10 protein-coding genes and 1 pseudogene are annotated in these 9,143 nt (G+C 74.3%); 9 read left to right on the plus strand and 2 right to left on the minus strand.

The features are described from left to right. The 6 genes and pseudogenes from ACK4LS_RS14100 to ACK4LS_RS14125 all read left to right on the plus strand — a co-directional run. Positions 1 to 561 (plus strand): annotated as a pseudogene (locus ACK4LS_RS14100) (hypothetical protein); the annotation flags it as partial. A gap of 36 nt (positions 562 to 597) precedes the next feature. Then, positions 598 to 915: a WXG100 family type VII secretion target gene (locus tag ACK4LS_RS14105; protein ID WP_409718531.1), complete on the plus strand. Its 318-nt coding sequence runs from the start codon at positions 598 to 600 to the stop codon at positions 913 to 915. A 1-nt stretch (position 916) separates the two neighbouring features. After that, positions 917 to 1,204, plus strand: a complete 288-nt coding sequence (locus ACK4LS_RS14110; protein ID WP_409718534.1) for a WXG100 family type VII secretion target — start codon at positions 917 to 919, stop codon at positions 1,202 to 1,204. Positions 1,205 to 1,282: 78 nt separating this feature from the next. After that, positions 1,283 to 2,617, plus strand: a complete 1,335-nt coding sequence (eccD, locus tag ACK4LS_RS14115; RefSeq protein WP_409718538.1) for a type VII secretion integral membrane protein EccD — start codon at positions 1,283 to 1,285, stop codon at positions 2,615 to 2,617. 4 nt (positions 2,618 to 2,621) lie between these two features. Beyond that, a complete protein-coding gene (gene eccB / locus ACK4LS_RS14120; protein WP_409718541.1) occupies positions 2,622 to 3,950 on the plus strand; it encodes a type VII secretion protein EccB in 1,329 nt (442 codons plus the stop codon). Continuing rightward, entirely contained in the window at positions 3,947 to 5,305 is a 1,359-nt protein-coding gene (locus ACK4LS_RS14125; protein ID WP_409718543.1) for a S8 family serine peptidase, read from the plus strand. Before eccB ends, ACK4LS_RS14125 begins: the two co-directional genes overlap by 4 nt. A gap of 244 nt (positions 5,306 to 5,549) precedes the next feature. Here ACK4LS_RS14125 and ACK4LS_RS14130 read toward each other — a convergent pair whose 3' ends face one another. Together ACK4LS_RS14130 and ACK4LS_RS14135 are read right to left on the minus strand one after the other, a co-directional pair. After that, complete coding sequence (locus ACK4LS_RS14130; protein WP_409718546.1) at positions 5,550 to 6,776, minus strand: FHA domain-containing protein; 1,227 nt, start codon at positions 6,774 to 6,776, stop codon at positions 5,550 to 5,552. Between the two features lie 97 nt (positions 6,777 to 6,873). Beyond that, positions 6,874 to 7,068, minus strand: coding sequence for a hypothetical protein (locus tag ACK4LS_RS14135; protein WP_409718548.1), 195 nt, complete (start codon positions 7,066 to 7,068; stop codon positions 6,874 to 6,876). Positions 7,069 to 7,093: 25 nt separating this feature from the next. Here ACK4LS_RS14135 and ACK4LS_RS14140 point away from each other — a divergent pair, with 25 nt between their 5' ends. The 3 genes from ACK4LS_RS14140 (at position 7,094) to ACK4LS_RS14150 (ending at position 9,091) form a co-directional block, all read left to right on the plus strand. Continuing rightward, positions 7,094 to 7,609, plus strand: coding sequence for a CGNR zinc finger domain-containing protein (locus ACK4LS_RS14140; RefSeq protein WP_409718551.1), 516 nt, complete (start codon positions 7,094 to 7,096; stop codon positions 7,607 to 7,609). 136 nt (positions 7,610 to 7,745) lie between these two features. Continuing rightward, complete coding sequence (locus ACK4LS_RS14145) at positions 7,746 to 8,072, plus strand: GNAT family N-acetyltransferase (protein WP_409718554.1); 327 nt, start codon at positions 7,746 to 7,748, stop codon at positions 8,070 to 8,072. After that, on the plus strand, positions 8,069 to 9,091 hold the full coding sequence (locus tag ACK4LS_RS14150) for a pirin family protein (RefSeq protein ID WP_409718557.1): 1,023 nt from the start codon (positions 8,069 to 8,071) through the stop codon (positions 9,089 to 9,091). Before ACK4LS_RS14145 ends, ACK4LS_RS14150 begins: the two co-directional genes overlap by 4 nt. Positions 9,092 to 9,143 lie beyond the last annotated feature (52 nt).

Below are 9,143 nucleotides of genomic sequence, written 5' to 3' on the forward strand. Positions count from 1 at the left end.
GCACGTTCGGGCGGACTGCTCGGCCGCACCCCCGCTGCCGGATCCGGCCTCGGCGCGCGCGGAGTCGGTGGACTCAGCGGTGCCGCCGGTGGAACCTCCGGGTCGCCGACGGCACGCGGCGCCGGAGCGCGCGCCGGTGGGGTGAGTGCCGCGGGCACCCGCCCCGGCGGGATGGGCGGCACGGGCGCGGCATCCGGTGCCGGGTCGACGAGCCCCCGCGGTACGCGCGGCTCCGCGAGCGGTGGTGGCGTGACCGGCGGCACCGGCCGCGGCTCGGCGAGCGGTGGTGTGACCGGCGGCACCGGCCGCGGCTCCGCGAGCGGTGGTGTGACCGGCGGCACCGGCCGCGGCGCAGGAACGGGGTCCACGGCGGCCGGTGCGGGTCGCACGGCCGGTGCGGGCACCCGCGGCGTGGGCGGCATGGGCGGCCCCGGCTCGCGGTCCGACCGGAAAGACGAGGCGGCACGGGGCCTGTCCGGCCCCATCGCCCCGCGCATGGAAGACGACGAAGAGATCGGCCCCCGGTCCGAGAACGCCCAGGCCGGCGGGCGCGACGAGTGACGCACGAGACGCACGTCTCCGACAGGAAAGAAGAAGATGTCTGATCGCATCTCCGCCGAAGAGGGAGCGCTGGTTCGCGGCGCCGAAGTGGTGATGGGGGCGCACGCCGACATCGGCGACAGCACGCGCCGTGTGCTCGCCGAGCTCGACGAGCTCGCCGGCAACTGGTCGGGCGACGCCGCCACCTCTTACGGGGTCCTCGTCAACGAGTGGACCGCGGGGGCGAACCGTCTCAACGACGTGCTCGTCACCCTCAGCAGCGCCCTGCGCGCGACCGCGAACGACCAGGAGGCCGTCGAGGAGCAGCACCGCACCACGATCCAGGGCCTCGGCTCGATGTTGGGAGGCGAGTGAGATGAGCGACCTTCGCGTCACCCCCGAAGCTCTGCACGCCGCCGCGGCGCGGCTGCGCTCCGAGAGCGCTCGTATCGACGCTGCGCTGGGCGGCCTGGATGCCGAGGTCTCGCGCCTGCGCGGGAGCTGGGAGGGCACGGCCCAGGCTGCGTACAACAACGCGCAGCAGCAGTGGAGCAACACCCTCGAGCAGATGCGCGACGCGCTGTCGCGCATCTCGAACGCCACCGACGCGATCGCCGACGACTACGTCAGCGCCGACCGCGCCTCGGCGGCGCGCTTCCAGTGATCCACCGCCGCGGGCCGCGGCGATAGGATTTCGAGGTCTGACCGCAGGGGGCTTCGGTCCGGAAAGAGGGGGCCGCGGATGGCTGACGTCATGAATGCGACACGGGCGCTGCTGCGACTGTCGGTGCAGAGCGAGGGGCGGCGACTCGACATCGCCATCCCCGCCCAGGTGCCGGTGATCGAGTTCCTCCCGGGCTTCGCCCGCTCGCTCGGCGTCCTCGACCCGTCGATGACCTCCGCCGGATACGCCCTGCACCGCGCGGACGGCACCGCGCTCGATCCCTCGCTCGGGGCCTCGGCTCAGGGCGTCGTCGACGGCGAAGTCCTGACGCTCGTACGCGGCGGCCTGGTGGCACAGCCGCGCGTCTACGACGACATCGTCGAAGCCGTCATCGACGCCACCGCGCAGCAGAACCGCCCCTGGACCACGCGCGACAACGCGCGAACGGCACTCGCCGTGAGCCTCGCGCTCCTCGGGGTCTGCGCGATCCTGCTCCTCGCGGCCGGTCGCGCCCTGCCTTTCGGTGCCCTGGTGGGCGGCGGTGGCGCGGTCGTGCTGCTCGTGGTGTCCGCTGTCGTGGCGCGCCTCGGCCAGCGCGAGGCGGGTCAGGGCCTCGCGATGGCCGCGGCGGTCTTCGCCGCCGTCTCCGGCTACCTGGCCGTGCCGATGTCGTTCGACATGTGGGGCTGGCCCCTGGCCGCCGCGGGCGGCGGCGCATTCGTCATCGCCGGCGTGGCCCTGGCGTTGACGCGCGATCGCGCCGAGCTGCAGCTCGCGCCGCTCGTCGCGGGAGGGGCGATCGGCGTCACGGGTACGCTCGCGGCGTTCTTCCCGCCGGCGATCGTGTGGACGTTGATGGTGGGCGTCGTGGCGACGCTCGGCGGCGCCCTCCCCTGGCTGGCCCTCGGCACCACGCGTCTGCGCGTGGTCTCGCCGCAGAGCGACGCCGAGATGTTCGCGGAGCCCTCGCCGATCGATGCCGATGACGTGGCCGCGCGCGTCGCGCAGGGCAAGCGCATCCTCATCGCCCTGCGCCTCGCCCTCGCCGCGGCCGTCCTCGTGGCCACGCCCCTGGTCGCTGCGCAGAACGCCACGGGGGCGCTCGTGTGCGCGCTCGCCTTCGCGGGGATGATGTTCCCCTCCCGTCAGACCTTCGCGCGTTCCGGCGTGCTCACCGTCATGGCCACCGGCATCCTGGGTCTGGTCGTCGCCGGCGTCGTGGCCTCGATCACCCAGCCGGGTCTGCGCGTCGGCATCCTCGTCGTGCTGCTGATCGCGACGGTCAGCGTGGTGACCGTGACGCTGCTCGCCCCCAAGACCCGCCTGCGTCTGATCCGCGTCGCCGACACCGCGGAGCTCCTCGTGCTGGCGTCGCTGCTGCCGCTCTCGGTCATCTCGTCCGGGCTGGCCTGACCCGATGGCCACCAAGGGCGACCTCATCGAGGCGCAGAACTTCTCGCGTCGGCGCCTGCTCACCGCTTTCGTCAGTGGCGCACCCGGCGGCAAGGAGCTGCAGCCCACCTCTCCCCTGCGCGCGGTCATCGCCGCCATCGCCCTGACGGTCATCGTCGTGCTCGTCGGGGTGTTCTACGGCCTCATCCGGCCGGGCCTTCCCACCGGGTGGGAGAACGGCAAACTCGTGCTCGTCTCCGACACCGGGGCGCGCTTCGTCACCGTCGAGGGCACGCTGCACCCGGTCATCAACACCGCGAGCGCGCGCCTGCTCCTGCCGGCCAACGAGTACGGCGTCATCTCGACCGACCAGGCGACCCTCGCCGGCACCCCGGTCGGCGACACCCTCGGCATCACGGGAGCGCCCGACGAACTGCCCCCGACCTCGGGCCTGCTCAACACCGGGTGGAGCGCGTGCGTCTCCGACGACGCCGCGCTCGACGTGCGCATCTCCTCCGCCGGCGCCCCCAGCCCGGCGACCGACCGCGCGGTCGTCGTCTCGGTCGACGGCATCCTGCACGTGGTCCAGGGCGAGCGCAGCTTCGCCGTGTCGAGCGAGGACCCCGATGCGGTGCTCCGCGCGGCGGGGATCTCCGCCCTCGACCCGATCACGGTCCCCGCCACCTGGCTCGACCTCTTCACCTCCGGCACCGCTCTCACCCCGATCACCCTGAAGAGCTACGGTGAAGCCGTCGCGGGCACCTCGTTGCGCGTGGGGCAGGTCGTGCGCCAGGCGGGAGCCGCAGAAGACGAGCGCTTCCTCGTGCAGACCGGCGGCGTGCTCGAGGCACTGTCGCCGCTCGCCTGGCAGCTCTATCAGCTCGGCAGCGGCAGCGCGCTGAAGGGCGAGGTGACCGAGGTGACCGCCGGTGAGATCCGCAGCCTCCCGACCGCGACCAAGGGGGTCGGCGACGAGTGGCCCACGACGGGTTTCGAGACCGTTGCCACCGGGCAGCGCCCGTGTGCGGTGCTCGTCGGCGGCGAGGGCCAGGCGGTCACCCAGCTGGCCACTCAGCCCACCTCGACGACCGTGACGCCCGGCGTGCGGGTCGACCCCAGCCACGGTGCCCTCGTGCGCGCCGGTGGCCGCGGTGACCAGAGCGCGAGCGTGCTCACCCTCGTGGATGCCACGGGCACGGCCTACCCGCTCCCGGGCGCGACCGACGAGACCATCGCCCGTCTCGGCTACTCTCCCGCCGACGTGGGCTCGATCGCCGACGGGTGGACCGCGCTGCTGACCACCGGGCCGTCGCTGAGCGAGAGCGCGGCGCAGCGCACGCCGGAGGCGAAGTGACGCGTCCGAGGCGGGCGACCCGCGTCGGCGCCCTCACCGTCGCGCTCGGTCTCGGTCTCACTGCGGTCCCCGGGATCACGGATGCCGGAGCCTCGGCGTCCGTGATCCCCGCCGCGACCGGTCTCGCCGCCCCGGCGATCCTCTCCGCGACGCAGGACGACTGCGTGGCCTCGACCCGCATCGCCGAGACGCCGCCCGCCCTCGACGCGCTGCAGAGCGCCGCGGCGTGGGAGCTGACGCGGGGGGCGGGGGTCACGGTGGCCGTCGTCGACTCCGGTGTCGCCGCGAACCCCCACCTCGATGCGTCGGTGGTACCGGGCGTGAACCTGGTGCCCGACGGCACCGACGGCGGCGGCCGCACCGACCTCTACGGTCACGGAACCGTCATCGCCGGTCAGATCGCCGCCCAGATCATCCCGAAGTCGGGCGTGCAGGGACTCGCCCCCGAGGCGAAGATCCTTCCCGTGCGGGTGTACGCCGGCAAGACGGACCGGCAGATCCAAGACGGGTTCGGACCGAGCACCGCGCGGATGGCCGAGGGCATCCGCGTCGCGGCCGACCGTGGCGCCCAGATCATCAATGTGTCGATGAGCACCCCCGCCGAGGACGCCGGCCTCGCCGCGGCCGTCACGTACGCGAAAGAGCGCGGCAGCCTCGTCATCGCCAGCGCCGGCAATCGCGACACCTCCGACGCGGTCGGAGACGACGACAAGGACGGCATCCGCTACCCCGCCGGGTTCCCGGGGGTGGTCGGGGTCGCCGCGACGGGCACCTCGGGCACCGTCACCAACGCGAGCATCCACGGGTCGCACGTGCGTCTGTCCGCACCGGGGCAGACGATCGCGTCGGCGTGGCCGGCGGGCGGGGACTGCGCGGTGGCTGACGGCGACCCCGCCACGAGCTACGCCGCCGCGTACGTCTCCGCGGCCGCCGCCCTCGTCGCCGCCGCCCACCCCGACGAGACCCCGGCGCAGTGGGCCTACCGCCTCGAAGCCACGGCCGTGCGCGCACAGCCCGACACGAGGTCGAACATCTCGGGCTGGGGCGTCGTGCAGCCGTACGACGCGATCGTGCTCGTCCCCGGCTCGGGTCTGCGCGGTCCGGCCAGCCCCTTCCCGGGGGCGACCGCGACGCCGAAACCGACCGGCACCCCCGAGGCGGTGAGCGTCGTCGTCGGACCGGGACCGGATGCCGCGGCGATCACGACGGCGACGGGCATCGGCCTCGGCGCGCTCGTGCTGTTGGGGGCGATCGGCGCTCTGTCGGTCTTCGTCAGCCGCCGCCGCGACGACACCGCGCCGCGCCGCCCGTCGCCCACCGGGCGCGGTCTCTACCGCGACGACGCGACCCCGTAAACGCCGGGAAAGCGCGACAGCGCGACGGCGCAGCGCGGAGACGCGGCCACGCCGCGACAGCGCGACGCCGCGTCAGCGTGACGCCGTGACGCCGTGACGCCGTGACGCCGTGACGCCGTGACGCCGTGACGCCGTGATACCCCGGACGACGTGACGCTCCAGACGGCCGCCGCGGGATCCGCCCCTCCCTCCCGACTCGCCCACCGCTCGACGCGGCCGCCGCCGGTGCGGACCCTCGACCGGCTCAGACCGCCGTCGGGCGCAGCTGCAGGGCAGCGTCTCCGAGACGGAACCGGGTCGGAACGACGGCGGTGCCTCCCGCCGGAACGCGCTCGGTGCTCCCGTCGTCGTGCACGAGGGTCACCCCGTTGGTCGAGTCGAGGTCGGTGACGCTCCAGCCGGTCACGGTCCAGTCCAGGCGCGCGTGCTCCTTCGACATCGTGCGCGTTCCGTCGACCACCGCGATGTACTGCGTCGCCTCGTCGGCGTTCGACGGCTTCCGCCCGAGCACGACCGTGCGGCTCGTCAGCGCCGTCGACGTCCCGTCCGGCAACTCCAGGGCCCATTCCCCGCGTCGGCGCGAGCGCGGACGGGCGGTCTGCGTCGACTCGTCGAGCGCCGCGGCGGGGGCGCCGGCGGTGCCTCCCTCGGAGCGCTCGGCGGTGGCATCCGTCGTCTCGGCCACTCGTTCGAAGGCCCCGGCGTCCGCCGACGCCGCCGGAGTCGCGGGGGTGCCCGCCTCGGCGGCACGGGCGACGGGAGCGGCATCCATCGGTGCGGACGCAGCGGCACTCGGCGTCGGCGACACCGCCACTGCCGACGGCATCGCCGTCGCCGGCATCGCCGTCGCCGCGCCGGGCGCGGCCCCCTCCCGGCTCGCCTCCGACTCCCCGTCCTCGTCGCCGACCTGGGCCACCTCGCGCGGGCCCGGCAGCACCGGGATGGCGACCGGCTCGCTCGCCTCGGGGGCCGCGCGTCGCCCCCCGGCGGCCGCGGCCGGCGGGGCGGGCTCGACGGGAGTGCCGGGAACGGCCGAGATCGGCGCGGCGGCGGGCGTAGCGTCGGGCGCGGTGTCGACGGCGACCGGCTCCGGTGCGGAACGCTCCACCGCGGCCCCCGCACTCCCCGGCGTGCGCGCGAGAACGGCTGCCCAGACCGGCGGCAGCACCACGGCGAGCGCGGTCGTCCCGGCGCCGCGACCCTGGCCCGCGCCGAGGCGGTGGGCGGCCGTGCCCTTCAGCACGAGGCCGTACACGTTCACGACGGGCACCAGCAACAGCACCGCGCGAACCGGGTCGATGCGCCCGAGACGGAACACCTCGGCGTCGTTCAGCAACGGCACCCACGCGCGCCACGGCTCACTGCCGTGCGCGACGAAGACGCGTGACAGCCCGAGGGCGTACCAGACGTGCAGCGCGAGGGCCGCCACCACCGCCCCCGCGGTCACGGCGATCAGGCTGAGAGCATCCATGCGTCCTCCGTCGACGGTCTGCTTCGACGCTACCCTGCGACGCCCGTCGCGGTCGGCCGTTGCCCCTCGGCGCAGCGCCGGCGGCACCCGCTCCCGCTCACCCCACCGGCCGCGTGAGGGCGACCGGCGGAGCGTCCCGTGCCGCATCGAGGTCGACCCGGCGCGCGGCGCAGTCGGCGCAGCGCACGTACCGCACCCGCCCGCCGCTCGTGACGTGCACCGACTCGGTGACCCAGGCGTGTTCGTGGACGGATGCCGAGACGGCGGCGGATCGGGTGCGGAAGGCGGTCATGGATCCAGGGTGATGTAATGCCGTTATGCATCTCAACCCTTACGGCGAGTACGCCGTCCTGCTGGCGGCGTCGCTCGCCGACGACTGGCCGGCGGACCGGGCGGGCATCGAGTCCCGCACCCGGGAGAAAGGCATGACGATGACGTTCCCCGCGGCATCCGATGACCACGCCCGTACCCGCGCCGTGATCGACGAGTGGCTCCGCGTGGTCGACGAGCCCGACCCCGCCGCGCGAGCGGCCCTGCTGAACGCCCAGATGGCCGCCGTGACCGCGTATCCGCGCCTGACCGACCACGACGGCGAGGGATGGCACCTGCACTACCGCGACGACGACGACACGCTCCCCCGGGTGCTCGCGGCGGTCATCTCTGTCGGCACGTCGTTGCATCTGGTCACGCGAGGCATGAACCGCCTCGGCCGCTGCGCCGCGGAGCCGTGCACGAACGTCGTCGTCGACGTCACCCGCAACGGCCGCCAGCGTTACTGCTCCGTGCGGTGCGCCAACCGCGCCGCGGTCCGCCGCCACCGCGCCCGGGACTGACCTCGCCGATCGCGCTCGACCGCCACCGCCGTGCTGAGCGCCGCCGACTACCAGACCACGTCGCCGTGACCGCCGGGATGGCGGAACACCCGGCGTCCCGCTTACGTTGCTGTCAACACCGACGACAGGAGACGGCATGACCGACGAACTCACCGTGACCCGCAATGACGAGGCGCACCGCTACGAGATCCGCGTGGGCGAGGAGCTCGGGGGCTTCCTGGAGTTCGAGCCCGCCGGCGAGGGGCGCACCGACCTTCCGCACACGGAGATCGACCCCGCCTTCAAGGGTCGAGGGCTGGGGTCGGCCCTGGCCGGCGAGGCACTGTCCGACCTCGCGCGCCGCGGCGACACCGTCATCCCGTCCTGCCCGTTCGTCGCGCACTACCTGGGCGAGCACGAGGTACCCGGTCTGTCGGTCGAGTGGCCCGAAGACGACGCCGTGGGCCCCGGCGACCCGTCGTGACCCGCCTCGACGTCGCGCCGCCGTCGTCCGAGGGCCCGGTCGCGTGCGACGGCCCGCGCGCCCTCGTGATCGAGGCGCGTGAGGTGCCGCTGGGCGGCGTCCGCGGCATGGAGGTGCACCGCACGCTCCCCCACCGCTCCCTGCCGATGGTGGGGGCGTGGTGCTTCCTCGACCGCTTCGGCCCGCAGGACACCCTCATGCGCGTGGAGCCGCACCCGCATATCGGCCTGCAGACGGTGACCTGGCCGATCGTCGGCGAAGTGCGCCACCGGGATGCCGTGGGCAGCGACGTCGTGGTGCGCCCCGGCGTGTTGAACCTCATGACCAGCGGCGCGGGGATCTCCCACTCCGAGTACTCGGTCGGCGACCGACCGATCCCCCTCGACGCGCTCCAGCTGTGGGTGGCCCTGCCCGAGACCCGCCGTCATGGCGCTGCGGCCTTCGAGCGGCACGAGGACCTGCCCGTGTTCGACCTCGGCGACGGCGCGGACGCGGTGGTCGTGATGGGAGAACTGGCGGGAGTGGTCTCGCCGGCGACCGTGCACACGCCGATCGTCGGTGCCGAGATCCGCCTCCCGGCCGGCACCACGGTGCGCGTCCCGCTGCGCCCCGACTGGGAGTACGCCGTCTACGGCATGACCGGCACGGCCGAGGCGATGACCGGGACGGATGCCGTCGACGCCGACGCCGCGCACCGCCCGGCGCCCGCGACGGGAGCCGCATCGACGGCATCCGTCGATGACACGAGACTGATCTACCTGGGCACGGGCCGAGACCACCTCGAGGTGCGAAGCGACGCGGGGGCGCGCATGTTCCTTCTCGGCGGTCAGCCGTTCGAGGCCGACATCGTCATGTGGTGGAACTTCGTGGGCCGCTCCCACGACGAGATCGTCGAGGCCCGCGAGGACTGGGAGGCGCACGCGGCGCGATTCGGCGACGTCGTCGACCACGGCCCCGAGCGCATCCCCGCGCCGCCGATGCCCGGCGTGCGACTGACCCCACGTCGACGGAGAAACTGACTCCTCCGCCCGGTGGAACGCGGATCGCGGTGCCGGGTGGGCGCCCGGCACC

The sequence above is a fragment of the Microbacterium sp. genome (assembly GCF_046295495.1).
GTDB lineage: Bacteria > Actinomycetota > Actinomycetes > Actinomycetales > Microbacteriaceae > Microbacterium.

Excerpts from the sequence above, each read along its gene's own strand:
- ACK4LS_RS14140 (WP_409718551.1), top strand. The coding sequence starts at position 7,094 with ATGCATCTCAACCCTTACGGCGAGTACGCCGTCCTGCTGGCGGCGTCG.
- eccB (WP_409718541.1), top strand. The coding sequence starts at position 2,622 with ATGGCCACCAAGGGCGACCTCATCGAGGCGCAGAACTTCTCGCGTCGG.
- ACK4LS_RS14145 (WP_409718554.1), top strand. The coding sequence starts at position 7,746 with ATGACCGACGAACTCACCGTGACCCGCAATGACGAGGCGCACCGCTAC.
- eccD (WP_409718538.1), top strand. The coding sequence starts at position 1,283 with ATGGCTGACGTCATGAATGCGACACGGGCGCTGCTGCGACTGTCGGTG.
- ACK4LS_RS14130 (WP_409718546.1), bottom strand. The coding sequence starts at position 6,776 with ATGGATGCTCTCAGCCTGATCGCCGTGACCGCGGGGGCGGTGGTGGCG.
- ACK4LS_RS14105 (WP_409718531.1), top strand. The coding sequence starts at position 598 with ATGTCTGATCGCATCTCCGCCGAAGAGGGAGCGCTGGTTCGCGGCGCC.
- ACK4LS_RS14110 (WP_409718534.1), top strand. The coding sequence starts at position 917 with ATGAGCGACCTTCGCGTCACCCCCGAAGCTCTGCACGCCGCCGCGGCG.
- ACK4LS_RS14135 (WP_409718548.1), bottom strand. The coding sequence starts at position 7,068 with ATGACCGCCTTCCGCACCCGATCCGCCGCCGTCTCGGCATCCGTCCAC.